Source organism: Burkholderia sp. MSHR3999, from assembly GCF_000833595.1.
Classification (GTDB): domain Bacteria; phylum Pseudomonadota; class Gammaproteobacteria; order Burkholderiales; family Burkholderiaceae; genus Burkholderia; species Burkholderia ubonensis.
This window is the reverse complement of sequence record NZ_JRFO01000006.1, coordinates 1141884-1166000: the sequence shown is the minus strand read 5'-3', so window position 1 is coordinate 1166000 and position 24117 is coordinate 1141884. Positions and strand designations below refer to the sequence as shown.

The 24117-nt window shown below is 67.5% G+C and carries 20 protein-coding genes and 1 pseudogene; 9 read left to right on the top strand and 12 right to left on the bottom strand.

Annotated elements, in window-relative coordinates; translation table 11 throughout:
• Positions 1 to 179: 179 nt before the first annotated feature.
• Positions 180 to 1694 carry a CoA-acylating methylmalonate-semialdehyde dehydrogenase gene (locus KY49_RS22615; protein WP_042586691.1) on the bottom strand — a complete coding sequence of 505 codons (1515 nt, stop codon included), beginning with the start codon at positions 1692 to 1694 and terminating at the stop codon, positions 180 to 182.
• A 142-nt stretch (positions 1695 to 1836) separates the two neighbouring features.
• On the opposite strand from KY49_RS22615, the gene KY49_RS22610 reads away from it, so the two are divergent.
• Positions 1837 to 2736 (top strand): LysR family transcriptional regulator, encoded by a 900-nt coding sequence (locus KY49_RS22610; RefSeq protein WP_042586690.1) that lies wholly within the window; start codon positions 1837 to 1839, stop codon positions 2734 to 2736.
• 267 nt (positions 2737 to 3003) lie between these two features.
• Positions 3004 to 3537: a class IV adenylate cyclase gene (locus KY49_RS22605; protein ID WP_010093130.1), complete on the top strand. Its 534-nt coding sequence runs from the start codon at positions 3004 to 3006 to the stop codon at positions 3535 to 3537.
• 28 nt (positions 3538 to 3565) lie between these two features.
• Here KY49_RS22605 and KY49_RS22600 read toward each other — a convergent pair whose 3' ends face one another.
• On the bottom strand, positions 3566 to 4051 hold the full coding sequence (locus tag KY49_RS22600; RefSeq protein ID WP_042586689.1) for an Lrp/AsnC family transcriptional regulator: 486 nt from the start codon (positions 4049 to 4051) through the stop codon (positions 3566 to 3568).
• Between the two features lie 138 nt (positions 4052 to 4189).
• On the opposite strand from KY49_RS22600, the gene phhA reads away from it, so the two are divergent.
• Both phhA and KY49_RS22590 read left to right on the top strand, forming a co-directional pair.
• Positions 4190 to 5083, top strand: a complete 894-nt coding sequence (phhA, locus tag KY49_RS22595; RefSeq protein ID WP_042586688.1) for a phenylalanine 4-monooxygenase — start codon at positions 4190 to 4192, stop codon at positions 5081 to 5083.
• Positions 5084 to 5203: 120 nt separating this feature from the next.
• Positions 5204 to 5512 (top strand): 4a-hydroxytetrahydrobiopterin dehydratase, encoded by a 309-nt coding sequence (locus KY49_RS22590; protein ID WP_042586687.1) that lies wholly within the window; start codon positions 5204 to 5206, stop codon positions 5510 to 5512.
• Between the two features lie 88 nt (positions 5513 to 5600).
• Here KY49_RS22590 and KY49_RS22585 read toward each other — a convergent pair whose 3' ends face one another.
• On the bottom strand, positions 5601 to 5831 hold the full coding sequence (locus KY49_RS22585) for a DUF3717 domain-containing protein (protein WP_042586686.1): 231 nt from the start codon (positions 5829 to 5831) through the stop codon (positions 5601 to 5603).
• A gap of 123 nt (positions 5832 to 5954) precedes the next feature.
• Here KY49_RS22585 and KY49_RS22580 point away from each other — a divergent pair, with 123 nt between their 5' ends.
• Together KY49_RS22580 and KY49_RS22575 are read left to right on the top strand one after the other, a co-directional pair.
• Positions 5955 to 6647: a response regulator gene (locus tag KY49_RS22580; RefSeq protein ID WP_006401494.1), complete on the top strand. Its 693-nt coding sequence runs from the start codon at positions 5955 to 5957 to the stop codon at positions 6645 to 6647.
• A 169-nt stretch (positions 6648 to 6816) separates the two neighbouring features.
• Positions 6817 to 8304, top strand: coding sequence for a sensor histidine kinase (locus KY49_RS22575; RefSeq protein WP_042586685.1), 1488 nt, complete (start codon positions 6817 to 6819; stop codon positions 8302 to 8304).
• A gap of 74 nt (positions 8305 to 8378) precedes the next feature.
• Here KY49_RS22575 and KY49_RS22570 read toward each other — a convergent pair whose 3' ends face one another.
• The 7 genes and pseudogenes from KY49_RS22570 to mnmC all read right to left on the bottom strand — a co-directional run bounded on the left by KY49_RS22570 (position 8379) and on the right by mnmC (position 17247).
• Positions 8379 to 8900: an SET domain-containing protein gene (locus KY49_RS22570; protein ID WP_042586684.1), complete on the bottom strand. Its 522-nt coding sequence runs from the start codon at positions 8898 to 8900 to the stop codon at positions 8379 to 8381.
• A gap of 156 nt (positions 8901 to 9056) precedes the next feature.
• Positions 9057 to 10169 (bottom strand): NADH:flavin oxidoreductase/NADH oxidase, encoded by a 1113-nt coding sequence (locus KY49_RS22565; protein WP_042586683.1) that lies wholly within the window; start codon positions 10167 to 10169, stop codon positions 9057 to 9059.
• Positions 10170 to 10335: 166 nt separating this feature from the next.
• Positions 10336 to 11046 carry a glutamine amidotransferase gene (locus KY49_RS22560; protein WP_042586925.1) on the bottom strand — a complete coding sequence of 237 codons (711 nt, stop codon included), beginning with the start codon at positions 11044 to 11046 and terminating at the stop codon, positions 10336 to 10338.
• 28 nt (positions 11047 to 11074) lie between these two features.
• Entirely contained in the window at positions 11075 to 11719 is a 645-nt protein-coding gene (locus KY49_RS22555; RefSeq protein WP_042586682.1) for a MarR family winged helix-turn-helix transcriptional regulator, read from the bottom strand.
• A gap of 529 nt (positions 11720 to 12248) precedes the next feature.
• Positions 12249 to 13364, bottom strand: coding sequence for a YbdK family carboxylate-amine ligase (locus KY49_RS22550; RefSeq protein ID WP_042586681.1), 1116 nt, complete (start codon positions 13362 to 13364; stop codon positions 12249 to 12251).
• Positions 13365 to 13379: 15 nt separating this feature from the next.
• Entirely contained in the window at positions 13380 to 14594 is a 1215-nt protein-coding gene (locus KY49_RS22545; RefSeq protein WP_042586680.1) for a cation:proton antiporter, read from the bottom strand.
• A gap of 680 nt (positions 14595 to 15274) precedes the next feature.
• Positions 15275 to 17247, bottom strand: a pseudogene (gene mnmC / locus KY49_RS22540) (bifunctional tRNA (5-methylaminomethyl-2-thiouridine)(34)-methyltransferase MnmD/FAD-dependent 5-carboxymethylaminomethyl-2-thiouridine(34) oxidoreductase MnmC).
• A 388-nt stretch (positions 17248 to 17635) separates the two neighbouring features.
• Between mnmC and KY49_RS22535 the strand changes: the two are divergent.
• Positions 17636 to 17914, top strand: coding sequence for an HU family DNA-binding protein (locus KY49_RS22535; RefSeq protein WP_006401505.1), 279 nt, complete (start codon positions 17636 to 17638; stop codon positions 17912 to 17914).
• Positions 17915 to 18019: 105 nt separating this feature from the next.
• On the opposite strand, the gene KY49_RS22530 is transcribed toward KY49_RS22535, so the two are convergent.
• Together KY49_RS22530 and KY49_RS22525 are read right to left on the bottom strand one after the other, a co-directional pair.
• Positions 18020 to 19336: a GTP-binding protein gene (locus KY49_RS22530; protein ID WP_042586679.1), complete on the bottom strand. Its 1317-nt coding sequence runs from the start codon at positions 19334 to 19336 to the stop codon at positions 18020 to 18022.
• Between the two features lie 148 nt (positions 19337 to 19484).
• Complete coding sequence (locus tag KY49_RS22525) at positions 19485 to 19934, bottom strand: lytic transglycosylase domain-containing protein (RefSeq protein ID WP_010090227.1); 450 nt, start codon at positions 19932 to 19934, stop codon at positions 19485 to 19487.
• Between the two features lie 365 nt (positions 19935 to 20299).
• Between KY49_RS22525 and gspD the strand changes: the two genes are divergently transcribed.
• Both gspD and gspE read left to right on the top strand, forming a co-directional pair.
• Complete coding sequence (gene gspD / locus KY49_RS22520; RefSeq protein ID WP_042586678.1) at positions 20300 to 22624, top strand: type II secretion system secretin GspD; 2325 nt, start codon at positions 20300 to 20302, stop codon at positions 22622 to 22624.
• A 5-nt stretch (positions 22625 to 22629) separates the two neighbouring features.
• Positions 22630 to 24117, top strand: coding sequence for a type II secretion system ATPase GspE (gene gspE / locus KY49_RS22515; protein WP_156162585.1), 1488 nt, complete (start codon positions 22630 to 22632; stop codon positions 24115 to 24117).

The following is a 24117-nucleotide window of genomic DNA, read 5'->3' as shown; positions in this document are numbered from 1 at the left end:
GTGCTTTAGCACTTACGCTGGTCCCATGCTTCGCGGTCGACCCGCGTTAGCGCCTTAGCGCTTACGCGGGTCCCATGCAAAGCTCGTTTGTTGTGCGCCGCGCGATTTCGGCATCGCGCGATATTTCCAGCATAGTGCTTCGGGCGGCCGCCGCCCGATCCGCCCCGATTGCCCGCCGCCTACTTCGCGACCGGCATCGTGAATTCCGCGCCCTTCGCGATGCTGTCCGGCCAGCGCTGCATGATGCTCTTGTAGCGCGTATAGAACCGAACGCCTTCCTCGCCGTACGCGTGGTGATCGCCGAACAGCGAGCGCTTCCAGCCGCCGAACGAATGCCACGCCATCGGCACCGGAATCGGCACGTTGATGCCGACCATGCCGACCTGGATCTGCCGCGAGAACGCGCGCGCAATGCCGCCGTCGGACGTGAAGCACGACACGCCGTTCGCGAACTCGTGCGCGTTGATCAGTTGCACCGCGCTCGCGAAATCCGGCACGCGCACGATCGCGAGCACCGGCCCGAAGATCTCCTCGCGGTAGATCGACATGTCGGTCGTCACGCGGTCGAACAGCGTGCCGCCGAGGAAGAAGCCGTTCTCGTGGCCCGGCACGACGTGATCGCGGCCGTCGACGACGAGCTTCGCGCCGGCGGCCACGCCCGCGTCGATGTAGCCGGCGACCTTCGCGCGATGCGCGTCGGTGACGAGCGGCCCCATTTCCGCGGCCGGGTCCATCCCGTTCGTGATCTTCAGCGCCTTCACGCGCGGCACGAGGCGCTCGACCAGCGCGTCGCCGACGTCGCCCACCGCGACCGCCACCGAGATCGCCATGCAGCGTTCGCCGGCCGAGCCGTAGGCAGCGCCGATCAGCGCGTCGACGGCCTGGTCGAGATCGGCGTCCGGCATCACGACGAGATGGTTCTTCGCGCCGCCGAGCGCCTGCACGCGCTTGCCGCGCTTCGTGCCTTCCGTGTAGATGGTTTCGGCGATCGGCGTCGAGCCGACGAACGACAGCGCGGCGACGTCCGGGTGCGCGATCAGCGCGTCGACGGCGGTCTTGTCGCCGTGCACGACGTTGAACACGCCGTCCGGCAGCCCGGCCTCCTTCAGCAGCTCGGCGAGCCGCAGCGACGCCGACGGATCGCGCTCGGACGGCTTCAGCACGAACGTGTTGCCGCATGCGAGCGCGACCGGGAACATCCAGCACGGCACCATCATCGGGAAATTGAACGGCGTCACGCCCGCGACGACGCCGAGCGGCTGCCGCAGGTTCCAGTTGTCGATGCCGCCGCCGATCTGGTCGGTGAAATCGGTCTTCAGCAGGTTCGGGATCCCGCACGCGAACTCGACGACCTCGATGCCGCGCATCACCTCGCCCTTCGCGTCCGAGAACACCTTGCCGTGCTCGCGCGTGATCAGCTCGGCCAGCTCGTCGTGGTGGCGGTCGAGCAGTTCCTTGAAACGGAACATCACCCTTGCGCGCTTGATCGGCGCCGTCTCGCTCCAGGCCGGGAACGCGGCTTGCGCGGCCGCGACCGCCGCGTCGACTTCGGCCGCGCTCGCGAGCGGCACGCGCGCGGCAACCTCGCCGAGCGCCGGGTCGAACACGTCGCCGTAGCGGTCGCTCGCGCCGTCGACCGCTCGGCCGCCGATGAAGTGGGTCAGCAGGCGGGGGCGCAGTTCGGTCTCGCTCATCTCTCTCTCCAGGTCTCGCTCGTTGGGTGGGATACGTCGGATGACGTGGCCGATGAAGCGTACCGCCGCCGCCCGCCGCCGATCCAATGAGTTATGCTCAATTGCGTCATAAGCCGCGCTTATATCAGGATCGATCACGACGATGGACCTCACCCTGCTCCGCGCCTTCGCCGCGGTGGCCCGCGAAGGCAACCTGACGCGCGCCGCCGAGCAGTTGCACCTCACGCAGCCGGCCGTCAGCCTGCAGGTCAAGCATCTGCAGGAGACGCTCGGCGTCGTGCTGTTCACGCGCACGTCGCGCGGGCTCGCGCTCACGCGCGACGGCCAGACGCTGCTGCCGCACGCGGAACGCGCGCTCGCGGCTGCCGCCGACGTGCAGCGCGCGGCCGCCGCGCTGCGCCACGAGGTGCGCGGCCGGCTGCGGATCGGCACGATCCTCGATCCGGAATTCCTGCGCCTGGGCGGCTTCCTGCGCGCGCTCGTCGAGACCCATCCGCAGATCGAGACCGCGCTGCGCCACGGGATGTCGGGCTGGGTGCTCGAGCAGGTGCGCGCGCAGGCGCTCGACGTCGGCTATTACATCGGCCAGCCCGGCGAGGACGATCCGCGCGACGGCGCGCTGTTCCATACCGTCACGCTCACGCATTTCCAGTATCGGGTGCTCGCGCCGGCCGGCTGGAAGGAGCGCGTGCAGCGTGCGCAGGACTGGCGCGCGCTCGCCGCGCTGCCGTGGATCTGGACGCCGCCGCAGTCCGCGCATCACCGGCTGCTGTCGCGCCGGTTCGCGGATGCGCGCGCGCAGCCGGTGAAGGTCGCCGAGGTCGACCAGGAGCAGTCGATGCTGGATCTCGTCAAGTCGGGAATCGGGCTCACGCTCGCGCGCGACTCGACCGCGCTGGCCGAAGCGCATGCGCACGCGCTGACGATCGTCGAGCGCGTGACGGTGCCGACCGAGCTGACGTTCGTGACGCTCGCCGCGCGGCGCGACGAGCCGGCGATCGCGGCGGCGCTGCGGCTGATCGAAGCGCAGTGGGCCGGGTAAGCGCGCGAGACGGGCGCGACGCGTTATCCACCGTCGCCTGCGCATTGCTGCGGTGCGAGATCCAATGTGTCCGGGCTCACCCTTGTGACGAACGCGCGCCGGTGGACAACTACGCGGCCCCGCACCGCCCGCCGGCCGCGCGCGTCGCGCGTCTGATATGAGCGCCGCTGATGATCCCGCGACGCTCCGCGTCACGTCGCCGTCGCCCGCTTTTTGCTAGATTGTGCGTTCGCATTCGCGAACCCTTGTCGATCGAAGGAGACCCGCATGGCCCGCAACATCGAGATCAAAGCCCGCGCCCGTGAATTCGACCAGCTGCGCGAACGCGCGGCGGCGCTCGCCACCGAAGCGCCGCTGTTCTATCGCCAGCAGGATTTCTTCTACGACGTGCCGCGCGGCCGGCTGAAGCTGCGCCGCTTCGAGGACGGCACGCCCGCCGAGCTGATCTTCTACCAGCGCGACGACCGCGACGGCCCGAAGGCGTCGTACTACACGCGCAGCCCGGTGACGAACCCGGACGCGATGCATGCGCTGCTCGCGACCGCGCTGACGACGCGCGGCATCGTCACGAAGGAGCGGCACGTGTACCTGGCGGGCCGCACCCGCATTCACCTCGACCGCGTCGACGGCCTCGGCGACTTCATCGAGCTGGAAGTCGTGCTCGCGCCGGACGACGACGAAGCGGGCGGCGAAGCCGAAGCGCACGACGTATTCGCGAAGCTCGGCGTGTCGCACGACGATCTCGTCGCGGTCGCATATGTGGACCTGCTGAACGCCGGCGCGCCGGAAACGGCCGCCTGAACCCGCTTCACCCTCCCCGGCCGCGCGCTCACGCGGCGCCCGGCTCCAGGTGCGCGAGCGGCAGCGGCCCGTTGCGCTTGAACGTCGTCAGCACGATGTGCGAGCGCACGCTGTCGACGCCCGGTACCCGCATCAGCTTCTTCATCACGAACTGCGACAGCGCGTTCAGGTCCGGCGCGACGATCCGCAGCAGGTAGTCCGCGTCGCCGACCACCGCGTGGCATTCGAGCACCTCGGGCAGCACGTCGATCTGCTGCTGGAACTGCTCGATGATCGAATCGCCGTGATGCTTGAGCTTCAGGCTCGTGAACGCGGTGACGCCGAGCCCGAGCTTCTCCGGGCGCAGCATCACGCGGTAGCCTTCGATCACGCCCGCGGCTTCGAGCCGCTGCAGGCGCCGGCCGATCTGCGACGGCGACAGCGGCACCTCCTCGCCGAGCTGCTGATGCGTGGCCCGCCCGAAGCGCTGCAGCACGTCCAGCAGCGCCAGATCGAAGTGATCGAGTTCCAACATGAAGTTTCTCCGCGTGATTTTGCATTTTGATGCGCGATTATCGCATCATCAGGCAAATTCACACCAACTTTGCGCCCATCCCGCGTGGATGCCGCTCTACACTTGCATGCATCCCAACCGCAACGTGCAGAGCCGAACATGTCCACCGTCGTCACCGCGAAACTGCAGGAGCAGTTCGACGCGGGCCTCGAAACCCGCGCCGATTTCACCATCGACCAGCCGCTCGAACGCTACGGCCAGGTCGACCACGCGGTGTGGAGCCAGCTCTATGCACGCCAGACCGTGCTGCTGCAGGGACGTGCGTGCGACGCGTTCGTGTCCGGTCTCGCGAAAATCGACCTGCCGGCCGACCGCGTGCCGTCGTTCGCCGCGGTCAACCGCCAGCTGAAGCCGGCGACCGGCTGGGAGATCGTCGCGGTGCCGGGGCTCGTGCCCGACCGCGTGTTCTTCGAGCATCTGGCGAACCGCCGCTTTCCGGTGACCTGGTGGATGCGCCGCCCGGACCAGCTCGACTACCTGCAGGAACCGGACTGCTTTCACGACCTGTTCGGCCACGTGCCGCTCTTGATCGACCCGGTGTTCGCCGACTACATGCAGGCGTACGGGCGCATCGCGCTCGCGGTCGCCGACGATCCGCACGCACTCGCGCGGCTCGCGCGCCTTTACTGGTACACCGTCGAGTTCGGGCTGATCCGCGACCCGCGCGGCACGAACGGGCTATCGATCTACGGCGCGGGGATCGTGTCGAGCAAGGGCGAAAGCCTGTACAGCCTGGAAAGCGCGGCGCCGAACCGGCTCGGCTTCGACCTCGAGCGCGTGATGCGCACGCAATACCGGATCGACACGTTCCAGCAGACCTACTTCGTGATCGACGACTTCGCGCAGCTGTTCGCGCTCGCGCACGTCGACGGCCGCGCGCTCGCCGACCGGCTCGCCGGCCTGCCCGAACACCCGGCCGGCGCGGTGCTCGACACCGACCGCGTGCTGCATCGCGGCACCGGCGCGGGCCGGCCGAACGACGCGCACGCATGACGCGAACCGTCATGTGCGCCGCCTACACCTGTCACGCAACTATGGAAGAATGATCGGTGCCGGCAGTGCTGCGCGCGACGGACGTTACGCGCAGCCCGCCGTTACCGAACGAGGTGCACGATGATCCACAAACTCACATCAGAAGAACGCAAGACCCAACTCGAGCGCCTGCCGCACTGGACGGCCGTGCCGGGCCGGGACGCGATCCAGCGCAGCCTGCGCTTCGCCGATTTCAACGAGGCCTTCGGCTTCATGACGCGCGTCGCGATCAAGGCGCAGGAAATGAACCATCATCCGGAATGGTTCAACGTCTACAACCGCGTCGACGTCACGCTGTCGACCCACGACGCGGACGGCCTGACCGAACGCGACATCGCGCTCGCCCACTTCATCGACCAGGCCGGCGCGCACGCGAAGCCCGCCGCCTGACGTCTTCCCGCCGCGCGCCATTCGGGCGCGCGGCGCGTCAACTTTTCATTTCGATGAACGTTTTCTACGATGTAGTGAGCGAAAGCCTTCAGCTTTCCAAGCCATCCTTAAGGCGCACGTAAGCGTCCCATGCTTTCCGCGCCTTGGGGTCCAAACCTTCCAGTTGTATGGCGCTTTGCCGCTGTACAATCAGCAGCGCATACGGCTTGGAGAGCGCGCTAGCCTCTTCGCAGAGTTTGAGTTCGTCGCCGCTCGACGGCGAGCGGGCGCGCCAGAAATTGATCGCGGCTTCGAGGTCGTGGATCGAAATATCGGACATGGTTGTTGGATTGATTCGTTCGCTGGCCGCCTGCTTGACGTCTGGCTCGCGGCGCCCCTGTGGAAACGGCGTCGTGCTGTCCGCGTGCCTGAACCGCCAACCCATTGTACTTGAGCGAACTTCATGCGACTCCTTCTGATCGAAGACGACCGCCCCATCGCACGCGGTATCCAGAGCAGCCTCGAACAGGCTGGCTTCACCGTCGACATGGTGCACGACGGCATCTTTGCCGAGCAGGCGCTCGCGCAGAACCGCCACGAACTCGTGATCCTCGACCTCGGCTTGCCCGGCATCGACGGGATGACGCTCCTGACCCGTTTCCGCCAGACCAACCGTCATACGCCCGTGATCGTGCTGACCGCGCGCGACGAGCTGAACGACCGGATCCAGGGCCTGAACTCGGGCGCCGACGACTACATGCTCAAACCGTTCGAGCCGGCCGAGCTGGAAGCGCGGATCCGCGCGGTGATGCGCCGCAGCGGCCCGCACAGCGACATGCCGCGTCCGGAAGTGTCGCTCGGCGGCGTCCGCCTGTCGGGCGTCGATCGCCGCATCTTCAACGACGACAAGCCGCTCGAGCTGTCGCCGCGCGAATTCGCGGTGCTCGAAATGCTGCTGCTGCGCCACGGCCGCGTCGTCAGCAAGGCCCAGCTGCAGGACCACCTGACGCACTTCGGCGGCGATCTCGGCGACACCGCGATCGAAGTCTACGTGCACCGCGTGCGCAAGAAACTCGAGCAGTGCCGGGTCGAGATCGTCACGGTGCGCGGCTTCGGCTACCTGCTGCAGGAAATCCGCCAGACGGCGAGCGTTTGAGCGAGGCGACGGCCAAGCGCCGGCCGGTTTCCGGTGACGGGCGTCCGGCACCGGACGTTCACACCAGCCGCCCGGCACCCGCTTGCACCGCCGCCCCCTGCCCGTCCCGCCGACCGGCCTGCGCCCGCGCCGCTCCCCGTGAGCGGCGTTCATCCATTTCATTCTCGAAATGTCTTCTGATCCGGCTGTGACCAGCCTGCGCCGCTCATTGCTGCGGCGCCTCGCCGCGCCGCTGTCGATGCTCGCGCTGATGAGCGGCCTGATTGCGTACTGGCTCGCGTGGCAATACACGCAGCACGTGATCGACCGCTCGCTCGCGGATCTCGCGACCGCCATCTCGAAACAGATCCAGATTGCCGGCCCCGACGCGCCGTTCACGGTGCCGCCGCTCGCGCAGGCGATGTTCTCCGATCCGGCCGAAGCGCTGATCTACCGGATCAGCGACGGCGAGCAGGAACTCGCCGGCGATCCGAAGCTGCCGCTGCAGGGCACCAACGTGCGGCGCATGCATTACGCGTACGTGTTCGAGGCCGAATACGACAACCGCGCGGTGCGGGTCGCGCAGGTGCGCGTCGAGGAAGTCGACGGCGGCAAGCCGATGGTCGTGGAGGTCGCGCAGCCGGTGCGGCACCGCTACCGGATCGCGGCCGAATTCCTCGTCGCGATCATGATGCCGCTGCTGCTGCTGTTGCTCGCCGGCTGGGGCATCGTGTGGCGGGTCGTCAACCAGCAGCTCGGCCCGCTCACGCATCTCGCCGATTCGCTGAACCGGCAGACCCATACGTCGCTGGAGCCGGTCGACGAAACCGACGTGCCGCTCGAGATCCGGCCGCTGACGAGCGCGATGAACGCGCTGCTAGGGCGCCTGAAGACCGCGCTCGACGCGCAGCGCAAGTTCATCGCCGACGCCGCGCACCAGTTGCGCACGCCGCTCACCGCGGTGAAGCTGCATGCGGAACAGGCCGCCATCGCGCGCGATCCGCAGCAGACCTTCACCGCGGTGCGCGAGCTGCGCGCGGCCGCCGATCGCGCGGTGCGGCTGTCGAACCAGCTGCTGTCGCTCGCGCGCGCGGAACCGGGCGAACAGGCCGCGCGCTTCGTCGACGTCGACCTTGCCGCGATGGCGTTCGAGACCGGCGCCGAATGGGTGCCGCGCGCGCTCGCCGCGCACGTCGACCTCGGCTTCCAGCGCAGCGACGAGCCGCGTGACGACGACCAGACGCTGCTCGTGCGCGGCAACCCGGTGCTGCTGCGCGAGGTGATCGCGAACCTGCTCGACAACGCGCTGAAGTACGTGCCGCTCGCGCGGCCGCACGGCGCGCGGATCACGGTGAACGTCGGGCGCGCGATGCTCGACGCCGGCACGCCGGCGGCCGAGATCGTCGTCGAGGACAACGGCCCCGGCGTGCCCGCGAACCAGCAGGCGGACCTGTTCAAGCGGTTCTTCCGCGGGGATGCGCAAAGCGGCAGCGGTGTCGAGACGGGTGCGGGCCTCGGCCTCGCGATCGTGCACGACATCATCGCGATGCATGGCGGCAGCGTGTCGTATGCGGACGCGCCGGAAGGCGGCTCGCGGTTCGTGGTGAAGGTGCCGCTCGCCGCGCACGCGGCGCAGCCGGCGAGCGACGCCGCGCCGGCCACGGCGCAGATGCACTGAGCATCGAGGACGGAGCCGGCAATGCATGTTCGCCGGCTCGTCTGGCGCGTGGGCAAGACCACGCGCGCCATCGCTTACTTCTTCTTTTTCTTGTCCTTCGGCTTCGCGTCGTCCTTCTTCTTCTTTTTCTTCTTCGCGTCCGCACCCGTGTCGGACGTCGCGAGCAGCGTGCCGCGGCACGACTGGGCGCCGCAATGGCATGCGTATTCGCGCTTGAGCTTCTTCGTCAGCTTCGCGTCGATCACGAGGCCGTAGTCGTAGAACAGCTCCTCTTCCGGCTCGATGTCGCGCAGCGCATGGATGTAGACGCGGCCGTCGAGCTCCTCGGCTTCGCAGTTCGGCGCGCAGGAATGATTGATCCAGCGCGCGCTGTTGCCGTCGACCTTGCCGTCGATCACCCCGCCCTCTTCGAGCGCGAAGTAGAACGTATGATTCGGCTCGTTCGGATCGTGCGGATGGCGGCGCAGCGCTTCCTTCCACGAAATTCGCTCGCCCTTGTATTCCACAACGCGCTCGCCGGCCTTGATCGGCGCCACGGCGAACACGCCCCTGCCGTGTACTCCCGAGCGGCGCACCGCGATCCTGCGTGAACTCATCGAACGAATCCTTGTGAAGTCGACTTGAAAAGGAAAGGGCCGCCGCAGGCCCGCCAAATGAAAACGCGGCGCCGATCGGCGCCGCGTCAGGGCATGCGGCGAATCACCCGCATCCTACACGGTCGGGATTGCAACATTCAACCGCGAACGCGGCGTTCAACGCTGACCGAACGCAATGTCGCCGAACAGCGCCTTGTGCTCGCGCGGCTGCGAACGCCAGTACTGCGGCGGCGCCGTCACCTGCGCGCCGAGCTCGGCGGCCGCGTGCCACGGCCAGCGCGGGTCGTACAGCATCGCACGCGCCATCGCGACGAAGTCGGCGTCGCCCGCGTCGATCAGCCGGTTCGCGTGCGCCGGCTCGTTGATCAGGCCGACCGCGATCGTCGGCATGCCGACCGCGCGCTTCACCGCCTGCGCGAACGGCACCTGGTAGCCCGGCGACAGCGGAATCTTCTGCAGCGGCGACACGCCGCCCGACGACACGTCGATCCAGTCGCAGCCACGGCGCTTCAGCTCGTGCGCGAACGCGATCGTGTCTTCGAGCTCCCAGCCGCCCTCGACCCAGTCGGTCGCGGACACGCGCACGCCGACCGGCCGGTCCTCCGGAAACGCCGCGCGCACGATCTCGAAGATCTCGAGCGGAAAGCGCATCCGGTTCTCGCGCGAGCCGCCGTATTCGTCGGTGCGCCGGTTCGCGAGCGGCGACAGGAACTGGTGCAGCAGATAGCCGTGCGCCGCATGCGCCTCGATCGCGTCGATGCCGAGCCGCGCCGCGCGCTTCGCGGCCGCCGCGAACGCGTCGCGGATCCGGTTCAGGCCCGCGGTGTCGAGCGCAAGCGGCGGCGTCTCGCCATCCTTGTGCGGCACGGCGGACGGCGCATGCGGCAGCCAGCCGCCGTCGGCGACCGGAATCAGCTGGCCGCCTTCCCACGGCGCCTGGCTCGACGCCTTGCGGCCCGCATGCGACAACTGCATCGCGACGCGGATCGGCGCATGCTTGCGGATCGCCGCCAGCACGGGCTTCAGCGCGGCTTCGGTCGCGTCGTCCCAGAGGCCGAGGTCGTGGTGCGTGATGCGCCCGTCCGGCTCGACCGCGGTCGCCTCGATGCAGAGCAGGCCCGCGCCCGACAGCGCGAGGTGGCCGAGATGAATCATGTGCCAGTCGGTTGCCTCGCCGCGCTCGGCGGAGTACTGGCACATCGGCGAAACGACGATCCGGTTCGGAAGGGTCACGCCGCGCAGCGTGAACGGTGAAAACAGCGCAGTCATGAGTGACGCTCGCTCGGAAAGGGAAACAGCGGCTGAGCGTAGCACGCGTGTCCGTTGCGTGCAGGACGCGGGTTCGACGGTAAGCGATTGGTCAGGTGGGGCCGCCTAGGTGGGGCAGCCCAGGTGGGGCCGCCCAGGTAGGACCCAGGTTCAGCCGATGCGGGCGTCAAATCCCGACGCTGTCGAGCCATTCCGCGAACATGCGGCGCGCGGCCGTTTCGAGCGCGGGGCCGTGTTGCGCGGTGTCGGCGCGCAGCCGGCGCGCGTCGATGCCCGGCGTCGCGGCAATTTCGCCGGCGTTGCCGATCAGCCAGGGTTCGAAGCGATCGGCGCGGATTTCCGGATGGCATTGCAGCGCAAGCACGTGCTGCCCCCATGCGAACGCCTGATGGCGGCACGCGGGCGTCGACGCGAGATGGATCGCGCCGCCCGGCAGGTCGAAGGTATCGCCGTGCCAGTGCAGCATCGACGTCGCCGCGCCGTCGAGATGACGCAACGCGGACGCACGGCCCGCGTCGGAGAGCGTGAGCGGCGTCCAGCCGAGCTCCTTGCGCGCGGCCGGATAGACGCGCGCACCGAGCGCGCGCGCGATGAACTGCGCGCCGAGGCAGATGCCGAGGATCGGCAGGCCCGCGTCGATGCGCTGCTTGACGAGCGCCGCGAGCGGCGCGTTCGTCGGATACTGCGCGTCGTCGTACACGCTGACCGGCCCGCCGAGCACGACGAAGAGCGCTGGCTCGAGCACGTCGAGCACCTCGACCCGGGATGATCCGACGTCGACGTAACGCACCCGCCTCCCCCGTTCGCCGAGCACTTGCTCGAAACTCCCGAGGTCCTCGAAATGCACGTGGCGGATCGCCACGACTTCAGCGTTCATCATCGGCCTCCCGGTCGATCGACGGACGTCAGGCCGCGAAAATCTTCCAGATCTTCTTTTGCGTCGCCGCGTCACCTTCTTCGTGTACCGAACAATCGAGGCGCAGGTCGCTGTCGGCGAGCGTCAGGTCGAGCGCCGCGCAGTAGTGCGCCGCGGCAGCCTTCTTCGACGCCTTCGACGGCTGGAAGTGCGCGCACGTCACGCACATCCGGTGCGGCGGCGTCGCGCCGGCCACCTGCAGCTCGCGCAGCGTCTTCAGCAGCGCACGGTACAGCGCGCCCTGCTCGTCCGCGCCGAGCGTGCCGACCGCCTTGGTCAGGAACTCGGGCCACTGCAGCGCCTTCTTCGCCGCGGTGCGGCCGCGGGCGGAGAGCCGCACCGCGAGCGCGCGGCCGTCGTCCAGCGCGCGGCGCTTTTCGACCAGCCCCTTGGTCTCGAGCGTGCTGACCGCATCGCTGGTCGTCGCCGCGGTGAGCTGCGTCTCGCGCGCGATCTCGCCGAGCCGCATCGGGCCCTTGCGTTGCAGCAGCAGCACGAGGATCTCGCCCTGCGTCGGCGTGAGGCCGGCGCCTTCCGCCCAATCCCATGCCTGGCTCCGCATGGCCGTACTCAATCGCAGCAGACTGTGGGTGACACGACCCGCAGCCTGATTCCCGTAAACGCCTTCGCTCATAGTCTTTTCGCTTTGCCGCCGCCCGTCATCCCGGGCAGCCGTAGTGTGGAGATCGAATCTCTGTCTCAGAAGAGGTGCGCGAAACCGCACGCACCCGACACGGCCGTCGCGAGGCACACACGGCGGCCGCCATCGCGGCAACCGGTGAGACACACGTCGTTCCGGCGTCCGCAAAGCCGACATTCTAAGCGAGAGCGGAAAATCGCACAGCTAAGTTATCCCCTTCAATCTGTGGATAACGGCTGAATAAGACCGGAAAACGGTGTGCGCGGATTTTCTCCAATCGCCGCCGCCGGACCGCCGAGCATTTTCCCGCGTCGCCCGGCAAGCCGCCACCGGCTTGCCATCCACCGGGTTATCCGTTCGGCAGGCCGTTGACTTTGCAGAGGAATATCGGGTTATCCACAGATTTGGAGGAAACCTGCAAACGATTTCGCCATTGACCTGCGTCAACCGCCCCTCAGCGCTCCTTCAACCTTCGCTCAGCGAATTGCTTTGCGGTCGAGCCCGCAATCAGCAAAACATTTTTTCATTCGCGCCAACGTAAGCACTGCTGGCGGACGGTCTCATTCAGCGATTTTTCCTGCTTGTAGACCGTGCGCAGCCACGACGCGTCGTTCACGCGCGCTTGCGCGAGCGCGCCGATCTCGTCCAGCGCCGCGCGCGAGCCGAGTGCCGCGGCATGCGGAGCAATCCGGTCGAGCGTGTCGAGGATGTCCTCGGCGATCGTGCGCCGCTCGCCGGTCTGGGGATTCACGCAGGTGCCTTCGAGGCCGAACCGGCACGCCTCGAAGCGGTTGAACGTGTAGACGAGATAGTCGTCCTCGGACAGCGTCAGCGGCCGGTCGGTCAGCAGGTAGCGCGCGAGCGTCTGGATGTAGCACGCGATCGCCGCCGCGCGGTCGACCGACAGCGGCGTGTCCATCACGCGCACCTCGATCGTGCCGTAGCCGGGCTTCGGCCGGATGTCCCAGTAGAAATCCTTCATCGAATTGACGACGCCGGTGTTCACCATCTTCGTGAAGTACTCCTCGAAGCCGTTCCAGGTCAGCACGAACGGCGCGCGGCCGGACAGCGGGAACGCGAACACCGAGTTCAGGCGCGCGGACTGGAAGCCGGTGTCGACGTTCTGCACGAACGGCGACGACGCCGACAGCGCAATGAAATGCGGAATGAAGCGCGACATCGAGTGCAGCAGGAACAGCGCGCTGTCCGGGTCCGGGCAGCCGATGTGCACGTGCTGGCCGAACACGGTGAACTGTTTCGCCAGGTAGCCGTACAGCTCGGAGATGTACTGGAAGCGCGGCGCGTCGTAGATCTGCCGATCGCTCCACTGCTGGAACGCATGCGTGCCGCCGCCGCACAGCCCGACGTTGAGCTGGTCGGCCGCCTTGACGAGCACGTCGCGAATCGCACGCAGCTCGCCGACCGCCTGCTCGTGCGTGTGGCAGATGCCGGTCGACAGCTCGATCATGCTCTCGGTGATTTCCGGCGTGATGTTGCCCGGGAAGGTTTCGCCCTGGATCAGCCGCATCAGGTCGGACGCCGCTTTCGTCAGATCGTAGTTGTGCGTGTTGACGACCTGGATTTCCAGTTCGATGCCGAACGTGAACGGCTCGGAATTGACGAAGGTTTCGAGTGACATGGCAGTTCCCGTAAATCAGTTGCTGTCGCTGCGTTCGCCGACCGCCGACAGGCAGCGGTAGACGAGGAACGGGCCGACCAGCTGCAGCACGACGATCGAGCACATCACGATCGCGCGCAGGTGCGGATCGAAATTCGGGTACAGCTGGTAGGTATCGTCGACGAGCAGGTAGGCGAGCGCGGACATCGGCGACAGCGCGATGCCGAGCGCGACGCCCTGCTTCATCCCGATGCCGCTCGGCTTCGCGAACGCGACGACGCCGGCCAGTTTCGCGGCCAGCCGCGTCACGATCAGCGCGATGGCGAACAGCCCGCCGAGCGCGATGTCGCCCCACGTGAACGACGTCAGCGTCAGCACGAACAGGACGACCGTCAGCAGCCAGCCGGCGGTGCCGAAGTGTTCGGGCCAGAGCTGCGGACGCGCCTCGAGGTTCTTCACGATGATGCCGGCGAGCAGCAGCGTGAGCAGCGTCGACAGCTTCAGCGCCTGCGCGACCGCGATCGCGATCATCACGAGCCCGAACAGCGCGACGAACGAATGCTCGCTGCGCATCGTCGCGGACATGTGGCGGAACAGGTAATTGCACGCGCGCGCGACGACGTACGCGACGATGAACGAGCCGACCAGCAGGTAGACCGGCTGCAGGATCGTCGCGAACACGTTGCCGTACGCCTCCTGGTGCAGCCAGCTCGTCACGAGCTTGGTCAGCACGACTGCATAGACGCTGTTGAGCGCGGTCAGCGTGATCAGGCGCTGCGACACCTGCCCTTCCGCGCGCAGCTCGGTCTTCAGCTGGATCACCATCGACGGCGACGTCGCGACCGCGATCGCCGACAGCACCAGCGCGACCATGCCCGACACGCCGAGCGCGAGCAGCACGAACAGCACGAGCACGAACGTGAGCGTGGCTTCGGCGAGGCTCGACGCGATCAGCCACGGGTTGCGGCGGATCCAGCGCAAGTCGAGCCGGCTGCCGAGCTCGAACAGCAGCAGGCCGAGCGCGACGTCGATCAGCAAGCGCGACGTTTCGTCGGTGCTGGCGTCGATCACGCCGAAACCGAACGAGCCGGCGACGAGGCCGATCACCGCATAGCCGGTGATGCGCGGCAGCCGCCACGCGCGATAGCAGAGCTCGCCGCACAGGCCGGCGGCGAACAGCGCGAGCCCGGCCCAGAACACGGCATCCGGCGCGAGCGGCCAATTGGGCAGGAATGAGAACGCCGACTTCATCGTGGTGACTTCTCCTTTGGAAGCAACCGCCAGCGACACGGGGTCAAGCGTCAACGTCGAGATGCGCGCCGGCTGGGTATTGCCCCGAAATGTGATTGTTGTGCGCGACGGCAGGACATGGGAACAGCCTGCTCCGCCATTCGGCGGCGATGTCGTTCAGGTATGCCGATCTGGATTGCCGGCCTGATGTGTGAATGGCCTGCGCGATCTCGAAGATTCAGATTCGAAACTGTGCCGACCGTTCCATTGAAGCATGTCCGGCGCCTGGCCGGACGAACGCGAAGGAAACCGATTGTGCCACAGGTTTTTCGCTCTGGAACCGATTGCCTGGCAGACCGGCCGTCCAGCGGGCGGGCTTGCCTTTGGGTTCAAAGGTTTACCTGTATATATACGTAGTAGAAGTTAACAAGAACCGCACAGTTCTGTGGATAACTTCCGTTTACGTAGACGGATCAACGCGTTGGCGAAACCATAACCCGCTGCACAGGCTGTGCGCGCACAGCGGTTTGAGTTGAGCAACTTTTGGTCCGTTTCACAGCTGTGCCGACTTGCCCAGTTTACGTCCACTGTGATTGCACACGGAGTACGCACGGAATTCGCGCGGTTATCCACAGGTGAACGTGGATAACATCGCGCGACGAACTGCGATCACTGTGATGTGGATGCGGATGCGCGGCGCGTCAGTTGGTCGCGCCCACCTGTCGGGCGCGCAGCGCGCGGATCAGGAAGCGGGCCGGATCGATCGCGTCGGCGAGCTCGCGCTCGAGCGGCCACGGCTCGCCTTCGAGCTGCGACGCGATCAGCTCGGCGCCGAGCGCCGCCCAGACGAGGCCGCGCGAACCGTAGCCGAACGCGCCGTAAAGGCCCTCGGTGCGCGGCAGGTCGCGCGCTTTCGCACCGCTGAGCGCCTTCGCGTGGGCGAGCGCGTGCGCTTCGTCCGCGAGCGGGCCGATCAGCGGCAGCCGGTCGCCGGCGACCCAGCGGAACGCGACGCGGCCGGGCAGTTCGCCGACGCCGGGCGCGTCGCCGATCAGGCCCGGGAGCAGGCGCCGGACCCGCTCCAGGTTTTCGGCATGACCGGCCGGACGCAGCGCCGGGTCGACGTCGTCCGGTTCGAACGTCGCGCCGATCAGCAGTGTGCCGTCGTCGAGCGGCACCGCATAGCCGTCGCCGATCACCGGGCAGTCGAGCGCCGCCGCGCTGCCCGGCGGCAGCAGCGTGAGCTGCCCGCGCACCGGCTGCAGCGCGACGTGCCGCAGGCCGGCAAGCCGCACCGCGTCGCCGGCGTTGGCGAGCACGACGGCCGGCGCTTGCGCGAGCGTCCGGCCGGCGGCGTCGAGCGCGCGCCAGCCGGCGCCGTGCCGTTCGAGCCGCGCGACTTCGGTGCGTGTCAGGATTCGCACGCGCTCACCGGCCGCCGCGCACTGCGCGGTGGACAACTCGGCCGGCCGCACCGCGCCGCCGTGCGGAAACAGCAGGCCGCCGTGCGCGACCGGCAGCGACAGGCGCGCGCGCGCGCTTCGTCGACGTTCAGCAGCCGCGCATAGTCCGGCGGCACGCCGAGCGCGTCGAAGGCCGTGCGCATCCGCTCGAAATCGTCGGCCGATTCCGCGAGCTGGATCATCCCGCGCGTGCTGCGCCCGAACCCGTGGCCCGCGCGTTCGAGCGCGCGCCAGCGTGCGAGCGCGTGGAGGAAGCCGCTGCGCGTGAGCCGGCTCGCGACGTTGTCGTCGCGCGTCATCAGCGGATGGAACACGCCGGCGGGATTGCCCGACGCTTCGCTCGCGATGCGTTCGCGCCGCTCGATCAGCGTGACGTCCCAGCCGCGCGCGGCGAGCCGCTCGACCACGGCGCAGCCCGCGAGGCCCGCGCCGATCACGATCGCGCGGCGCGTGTCGACCGGCAGCGCACGCGGCGGCTCGTGGCGGCGCATCTGCCAGCGCGGCGCGAATTCGCCGACGAGCATCGCGCGCTTGCCGGCGAAGCCGTCGACCTTGCGATACGCGAAGCTCGCTTCCGCGAGCGCGTGCTTCACGGCGCCCGAGCTCGAATACGTCGCGAACGTCGCGCCGTCGCCGGCGAGGCGCGCGAGCGCGCGAAACACGTCGACCGACCACAGGTCCGGGTTTTTCGACGGCGCGAAGCCATCCAGATAGAACGCGTCGGCGCGCACCGCGAGCTTCGGCAGCATCGCGAGCGCATCGCCGAACACGAGCGTGAGCACGACGCGTCCGCCGTCGAATTCGAGCCGATGCAGGCCCGGCACGAGCATCGGCCACGCATCGGCGAGCGCGTCGACGTCCGCCGATGTCGTTGTCTGCGCAACCATGTGCGATGCGGCGCGGCGCAGGTCGTCGCGCGTGAACGGATGCTTCTCGACCGACACGAAGTGGAGCCGCTCGCAGCGCGCGGGATCGTCGCGCCACGCGGCCCAGGTCGCGAGGAAGTTGCCGCCGGCGCCGAAGCCGGTCTCGACGATCGTGAAGGTGCGCCTGCCCTGCCAGCGCGCGGGCAGGCCGTTGCCTGCGACGAACACGTAGTTCGCCTGCGCGAGTGCGCCGGCGGCGCTGTGATAGATGTCGCCGTACGCGGGCGAGACGAGGGTGCCGTCGTCGCTGAACGCGAGCGTGGCGGGAACGAGTCGGTCTGGCATGCGAAACAAATATCGTGGCGACCAAGCCTGGCAAGGGATTGCGCGGACCGGCCCGGCGCGCCGTTGGCAAAAACCAACGGCGCTGCACACGGGCCGATCGCGCTGCGTATCCTGTCCGGTTGGCGCAGGTCAAAAAACCCGCAAGCAATGATTCATTCGGCGAAACACCGATGAAAATCTTTGAAACCCTTGTCGTTATTGGGTTTGCGCTGCGCTATCATAGCAAGCGCCGTTCTGCGGGGCGGTCTTCGGCATGCCGGGGGCCGACCTGCGGGGCCAGGATTCGGCGGAGTGCCGTCGGAGTCCGACTCTCGACGGCACGGTTCGCGCACGTATAATCGGCGCGTTCGCGCTGTTCGTGTCAACCTAACCTGAAAAAGGAACCTTAATGAACAAACAGGAACTGATCGACGCCGTCGCCGCCCAAACGGGCGCCAGCAAGGCTCAAACCGGCGAAACGCTGGACACGCTGCTCGAAGTCATCAAGAAAGCCGTGTCGAAGGGCGATGCGGTTCAGCTGATCGGCTTCGGCAGCTTCGGTTCGGGCAAGCGCGCAGCACGTACGGGCCGCAACCCGAAGACGGGTGAAACCATCAAGATCCCGGCAGCCAAGACCGTCAAGTTCACGGCTGGCAAGGCGTTCAAGGACGCCGTCAACAAGCGTTAAGTTCAGCGCCTGTTACGAAAAACCCGCCATTCGGCGGGTTTTTTTTCGTGCGGCGCGCGGCTTTTTCGCCACACTTCACGACGTATTTGCAAGATTTAACGGTTGTTACGAACGATGCAGGATCTGCGCGTCGCCGTGGTCCTCGTCGTCGTGCGAGTCGATGTCCCAGGCCGGGAACGGGTCGTCGAACAGCTCCGCCCACCCTGCGGCGCCGAGCGCGAATTCCTTGTCGGTCAGCAGGCACGCGTCGAGCTTCGCGCGCCATGCGGCCGCGTCGAGGCCGATGCCGATCAGCACGAGTTCCTGGCGCCGGTCGCCGACCGAGCGGTCGTCGAGGTCGCCCTGCCATTCCGCGCGGATCTCGGCGAGCAGCGCGTCGTCGTCCGGCCATTCCGCGCGATCCTGCGCGGCCCACCACAAGCCCGCCGGCCCGTGCCGGCACACGCCGCCCGCCTGCGACAGCGAGCCGGCGATGTCGTTGCGCGTCGCGAGCCAGAAGAACCCCTTGCTGCGCAGCACGCCGGGCCACTCCTCGTGCAGCAGCGCCCACAGGCGCCCCGGATGGAACGGCCGGCGCGCGCGGTACACGAAGTTGCCGATGCCGAATTCGTCCGCCTCGCCATGCACGTGCGGATGCGCATGGCCGTGGTCATGGTCTTCGACGTGCTCATGATCGTGCTCGAGCGACGCGAGCCAGCCCGGCGCGTTCGCCGCCTCGTCGAAATCGAAGCGGCCGGTGTCCAGCAGCTCGCGGGGCGGCACGTTGCCGAACGTCGACACGATCTGGTGCGCGCGCGGGTTCAGCCGCGCGAGGATGTGCTGCAGTCGCGCCAGTTCGTCCGCGCCGACGAGGTCGGCCTTGTTGATCACGAGCACGTCGCAGAATTCGATCTGCTCGATCAGCAGTTCGACGAGCGTGCGGTCGTCGTCCTCGCTGGCCGCGATGCCGCGTGCGGCCAGCGCGTCGTCCGAGCCGTAGTCGCGCAGGAAATTGAAAGCGTCGACGACGGTGACGAGCGTGTCGAGCCGCGCGAACTCGCCGAGCGACCTGCCGTCGTCGTCGACGAACGTGAAGGTTTCGGCGATCGGCATCGGCTCGGCGATCCCGGTCGATTCGATCAGGATCGCGTCGAAGCGGCCTTCCGCGGCGAGCTTGCGGATCTCGACGAGCAGGTCGTCGCGCAGCGTGCAGCAGATGCAGCCGTTCGACATCTCGACGAGCCGCTCCTCGACGTGCGACAGCGCCTGCGCGTCGCGCACGAGCGATGCGTCGATGTTGACCGCCGCGAGATCGTTGACGATCACCGCGACCTTCAGGCCCGCGCGGTTCGCGAGGATATGGTTGAGCAGCGTGGTCTTGCCGGCGCCGAGAAAGCCGGACAGCACGGTGACGGGCAACGGCTGGTTCATTGCCGGATTCATAACGATACGCACCAACGGAAAAAAGGAAAAAGCGGCCGCGGCGGCCCGGTCGGCGCGCCATCGGCCGGAGCCGGGCGCCGGGGCAAATTCGCGGCGTGAGCCCGCATTGTGCATCAAACGCGCATCGGCCGGCCGGCGCGGCGCCGGGTCACGGCTGCGGCGGCAGCAATTTCCATTGCGTGAGGATGCCGGCGATCTGCTTCGCGTACTTGTCGCGCAGCGACGGCGTTTCCGAGTGATAGGCGCCGACCGCCTGCCACGTGTTGCCGTACCGGTTCATCTTCTGGCGCAGGTGCCACGCCGCAATATAGACGTTCTTGCACGGCTCCATCAGCGTGTCGCGGCCGATTCCGTAGCGCGACAGCACCGGCAGATGGATCGAATTGATCTGCATCAGCCCGTAGTCGGTCGAGCCGTTCGCATTCTTGTTCCTCGCGTCCGGCCGGTTGCGCGATTCCTGCCACGCGATCGCGCGCAGGATCAGCGGATTGACCTGCTGGTATTTGGCCGCTTCGTCGAAACAATCGGCGCGAGCGTTGCCGCTGGCGAGCCATGCGCCGGCGGTCAACAATGCAATCGAAACGAGCCGTCTGTTCATTGATCGAAAAGTGCAGAAAACGGGGGCGGGAAAACCCGCGGCCGCAACGGAATTCGCGCGATATGCAATGCGACGCTCGTATCATACCGGCAGCCGGTCGCGTTGCGGCAAGCGCGGCGCCGCATGCCGGGTTATACCGCATTTTCGTTTCAATCCATCCTGAAATGATGACGGAGACGAACAAACGGCAGCAAACGCGAAATATTACATCTCGCATACATACGTCAGGAATACTGTCGTATATGAGACAGTATTCGGATCGATGTGATATTTCGGACATGAAAAACTGCTAATGTCGCTGTTTTCGGAATTGGATCCAGTACCACCGCCGGATGTGGCCTGAGCCGGCATCGACCCATTCATCCATGACAAGAAATCGCTTCGTTATGCGGCGCGTCGCTGCGACCCTGATGGTCGCCGGCATCATCGTCGCGCAGGCCGCCCACGCTCAGGTCACGCTCAACTTCGTGAACGCGGATATCGATCAGGTCGCCAAGGCGATCGGCGCCGCGACCGGCAAGACGATCATCGTCGATCCGCGCGTGAAGGGGCAGCTCAACCTCGTCGCCGAGCGCCCGGTGCCGGAAGACCAGGCGCTGAAGACGCTGCAGTCCGCGCTGCGCATGCAGGGCTTCGCGCTCGTGCAGGATCACGGCGTGCTGAAGGTCGTGCCCGAGGCCGATGCCAAGCTGCAGGGCGTGCCGACCTACGTCGGCAACACGCCGCAGGCGCGCGGCGACCAGGTCGTCACGCAGGTGTTCGAACTGCGTAACGAATCGGCGAACAACCTGCTGCCGGTGCTGCGGCCGCTGATCTCGCCGAACAACACGGTCACCGCCTATCCGGCGAACAACACGATCGTCGTCACCGACTATGCGGACAACGTGCGCCGCATCGCGCAGATTATCGCGGGCGTCGACAGCGCCGCCGGTGCGCAGGTACTGGTCGTGCCGCTCAAGAATGCGAACGCGATCGATCTGGCCGCGCAGTTGCAGAAGATGCTCGACCCCGGCGCGATCGGCAACAGCGACGCGACGCTCAAGGTATCGGTGATCGCCGACCCGCGCACCAATTCGCTGATGCTGCGCGCGTCGAGCGCGTCGCGCCTCGCGGCCGCGAAGCGGCTCGTGCAGCAGCTCGACGCGCCCAGCGGCGTGCCGGGCAACATGCACGTGGTGCCGCTGAAGAACGCCGAGGCAACGAAGCTCGCGAAGACGCTGCGCGGGATGCTCGGCAAGGGCGGCGGCGAAACCGGCGCGTCGGCGACGTCGAACGAAGCGAGCGCGTTCAACCAGGGCGGCTCGTCGGCGGCCGGCAGCTTCTCGACCGGCACAGCGGGCACCCCGCCGCTGCCGTCGGGCGGCCTCGGCGGCTCGTCGTCGTCTTACGGCGGCGGCTCGTCGCAAGGCGGCGGCCTCGGCACCGGCGGCCTGCTCGGCGGCGACAAGGACAAGGGCGACGAGAACCAGCCGGGTGGCATGATCCAGGCCGATTCGGCGACGAACTCGCTGATCATCACGGCGCCCGACCCCGTCTACCGGAACCTGCGCGCGGTGATCGACCAGCTCGACGCGCGGCGCGCGCAGGTCTACATCGAAGCGCTGATCGTCGAGTTGCAGGCGACGACGGCCGGCAACCTCGGCATTCAGTGGCAGATCGCGAACGGCCAGTTTCTCGGTGGCACGAACTTTAATTCGACCGCCCCGGGCACGAATGCCACCGGCAACATCCTAGGGATCGGGACATCGACCAGCAGTACGACGACAGGTCTCGCCGGGTTGGCGACCAACCTCTTGCCGGGCCTCAACGTCGGCTGGCTGCACAACATGTTCGGCGTGCAGGGCCTCGGCGCGCTGCTGAATTATTTCGCGGGCGTGAGTGATGCGAACGTGCTGTCGACGCCGAACCTCGTCACGCTCGACAATGAAGAGGCGAAGATCGTCGTCGGCCAGAACGTGCCGATTCCGACAGGTTCGTATTCGAACCTGACGAGCGGCAATGCAAACAACGCATTCAATACCTATGATCGCCGCGACGTCGGCCTCACGCTGCACGTGAAGCCGCAGATCACCGACGGCGGCATTCTGAAGCTGCAGCTCTACACCGAGGATTCGGCGGTCGTCGCCAACACGTTGACCGCAACGACCGGCCCGACCTTCACCAAGCGCTCGATCCAGTCGACGATCCTGGCGGACAACGGCGAAATCATCGTGCTCGGCGGCTTGATGCAGGACAACTACAGCGTGTCGAACAGCAAAGTGCCGCTGCTGGGTGACATCCCGTGGATCGGCCAGTTGTTCCGCTCGGAATCGAAGAACCGCCAGAAAACCAACCTGATGGTGTTCCTGCGCCCCGTGATAATCAGCGACCGGCAGACCGCGCAGGCGGTCTCGGCGAACCGCTACGACTATATCCAGGGCGTAACGGGCTCGTACAAGTCGGACAACAACGTCATGCGCGACAAGGACGATCCGACCGTTCCGCCGATGCCGATCGGCCCGGGCGAAGGCGGCTCGGCGCTGAACCTGTTCGACCTGACGAAGATGCGCCGCCAGCAGCAGGGCCAGCAGCCCGTGCCGCAACAGCCGTCGCAACAGCAACCGGCCGTCCAGCCGCAAGCCGTGCCGCAGCAGCAGATGCAGCAGCAGCCGCTGACGGCGCCCACGGCCCCGTCGGGAGCCTCGCAGTGAGCGACATGCTCGCCTCCGCCCACGAAGGCGCGCCGGGCGAACGCCCGCCGCCGTCGCCGCTCGCCGCGCGGCTGTTGCCGTACGGCTTCGCGAAGAGCGGCCAGGTGCTGATCGCGCATCAGCACGAGGACACGCTCGAAGTGTGGATCAGCGACCGCACGAGCGACGCGGCGCTCGCGGAGATCGCGCGCAACTTCGGCTCGATCTCGGTGCTGCGCCTGCCGGCCGACGAACTCGCGCACGCGATCAACCAGGCGTACGCGCGCCAGGACGGCAGCGCCGCGCAGGTGGTCGGCGAGGTCGAGGGCGAAGTCGACCTGTCGCGGCTGATGCAGGACATCCCCGAAGTCGAGGACTTGCTCGAATCGGAAGACGACGCGCCGATCATCCGGATGATCAACGCGCTGCTCACGCAAGCGGCGCGCGAGCAGGCGTCGGACATCCACATCGAGCCGTTCGAGAACGCGTCGGTCGTGCGCTTTCGCGTCGACGGCACGCTGCGCGACGTCGTGCGGCCGAAGAAGGCGCTGCACGGCGCGCTGATCTCGCGGATCAAGATCATGGCGCAGCTCGACATCGCCGAGAAGCGCCTGCCGCAGGACGGCCGGATCACGCTGCGGGTCGGCGGCCGGCCGGTTGACGTGCGGGTGTCGACGCTGCCGACCGGGCACGGCGAGCGCGCGGTGCTGCGTCTGCTCGAGAAGGACGCGCAGCGCCTGAACCTCGAAGCGCTCGGGATGGGCCGCGACACGCTCACGCAGTTCGACAAGCTGATCGCGCGCCCGCACGGCATCGTGCTCGTCACGGGCCCGACGGGCTCGGGCAAGACGACGACGCTGTACGCGGCGATGTCGCGGCTCGAAACCGCGACGACCAACATCATGACGGTCGAGGACCCGATCGAATACGACCTGTCCGGCATCGGCCAGACGCAGGTGAACGAGCGGATCGGGATGACCTTCGCCCGGGCGCTGCGCTCGATCCTGCGGCAGGACCCGGACGTGATCATGATCGGCGAAATCCGCGACCTCGAAACCGCGCAGATCGCGGTGCAGGCGTCGCTGACGGGCCACCTCGTGCTCGCGACGCTGCACACGAACGATGCGGCGTCGGCCGTCACGCGCCTGACCGACATGGGCGTCGAGCCGTATCTGCTCGCGTCGTCGCTGCTCGGCGTGCTCGCGCAGCGGCTCGTGCGGCAGCTCTGCCCGGTCTGCAAGGAAGAGCGGCACGAGGAAGGCCGCACGGTGTGGCATCCGGTCGGCTGCGACAAGTGCGGGCATTCGGGCTATGCGGGCCGGCGCGGCGTATACGAACTGCTGATCGTCGACGAGTCGATCCGCACGCTGATCCACCGCAACGCGGCCGACGCGGAGATTCTCGCGACGGGCCGCGCGCAAGGGATGCGCACGCTGCGCGACGACGCCGAGCGCTGGCTCGCGGCGGGCGCGACGTCGCTCGAGGAAGTGTTGCGCGTGACGGGAGGCGCATAG

Excerpts from the sequence above, each read along its gene's own strand:
- KY49_RS22570 (WP_042586684.1), bottom strand. The coding sequence starts at position 8,900 with ATGAGTTCACGCAGGATCGCGGTGCGCCGCTCGGGAGTACACGGCAGG.
- KY49_RS22575 (WP_042586685.1), top strand. The coding sequence starts at position 6,817 with ATGTCTTCTGATCCGGCTGTGACCAGCCTGCGCCGCTCATTGCTGCGG.
- KY49_RS22555 (WP_042586682.1), bottom strand. The coding sequence starts at position 11,719 with ATGAGCGAAGGCGTTTACGGGAATCAGGCTGCGGGTCGTGTCACCCAC.
- KY49_RS22565 (WP_042586683.1), bottom strand. The coding sequence starts at position 10,169 with ATGACTGCGCTGTTTTCACCGTTCACGCTGCGCGGCGTGACCCTTCCG.
- KY49_RS22610 (WP_042586690.1), top strand. The coding sequence starts at position 1,837 with ATGGACCTCACCCTGCTCCGCGCCTTCGCCGCGGTGGCCCGCGAAGGC.
- KY49_RS22605 (WP_010093130.1), top strand. The coding sequence starts at position 3,004 with ATGGCCCGCAACATCGAGATCAAAGCCCGCGCCCGTGAATTCGACCAG.
- gspD (WP_042586678.1), top strand. The coding sequence starts at position 20,300 with ATGACAAGAAATCGCTTCGTTATGCGGCGCGTCGCTGCGACCCTGATG.
- KY49_RS22585 (WP_042586686.1), bottom strand. The coding sequence starts at position 5,831 with ATGTCCGATATTTCGATCCACGACCTCGAAGCCGCGATCAATTTCTGG.
- KY49_RS22560 (WP_042586925.1), bottom strand. The coding sequence starts at position 11,046 with ATGAACGCTGAAGTCGTGGCGATCCGCCACGTGCATTTCGAGGACCTC.
- KY49_RS22525 (WP_010090227.1), bottom strand. The coding sequence starts at position 19,934 with ATGAACAGACGGCTCGTTTCGATTGCATTGTTGACCGCCGGCGCATGG.
- KY49_RS22530 (WP_042586679.1), bottom strand. The coding sequence starts at position 19,336 with ATGAATCCGGCAATGAACCAGCCGTTGCCCGTCACCGTGCTGTCCGGC.
- KY49_RS22580 (WP_006401494.1), top strand. The coding sequence starts at position 5,955 with ATGCGACTCCTTCTGATCGAAGACGACCGCCCCATCGCACGCGGTATC.
- KY49_RS22535 (WP_006401505.1), top strand. The coding sequence starts at position 17,636 with ATGAACAAACAGGAACTGATCGACGCCGTCGCCGCCCAAACGGGCGCC.
- phhA (WP_042586688.1), top strand. The coding sequence starts at position 4,190 with ATGTCCACCGTCGTCACCGCGAAACTGCAGGAGCAGTTCGACGCGGGC.
- KY49_RS22615 (WP_042586691.1), bottom strand. The coding sequence starts at position 1,694 with ATGAGCGAGACCGAACTGCGCCCCCGCCTGCTGACCCACTTCATCGGC.
- KY49_RS22590 (WP_042586687.1), top strand. The coding sequence starts at position 5,204 with ATGATCCACAAACTCACATCAGAAGAACGCAAGACCCAACTCGAGCGC.
- KY49_RS22550 (WP_042586681.1), bottom strand. The coding sequence starts at position 13,364 with ATGTCACTCGAAACCTTCGTCAATTCCGAGCCGTTCACGTTCGGCATC.
- gspE (WP_156162585.1), top strand. The coding sequence starts at position 22,630 with ATGCTCGCCTCCGCCCACGAAGGCGCGCCGGGCGAACGCCCGCCGCCG.
- KY49_RS22600 (WP_042586689.1), bottom strand. The coding sequence starts at position 4,051 with ATGTTGGAACTCGATCACTTCGATCTGGCGCTGCTGGACGTGCTGCAG.
- KY49_RS22545 (WP_042586680.1), bottom strand. The coding sequence starts at position 14,594 with ATGAAGTCGGCGTTCTCATTCCTGCCCAATTGGCCGCTCGCGCCGGAT.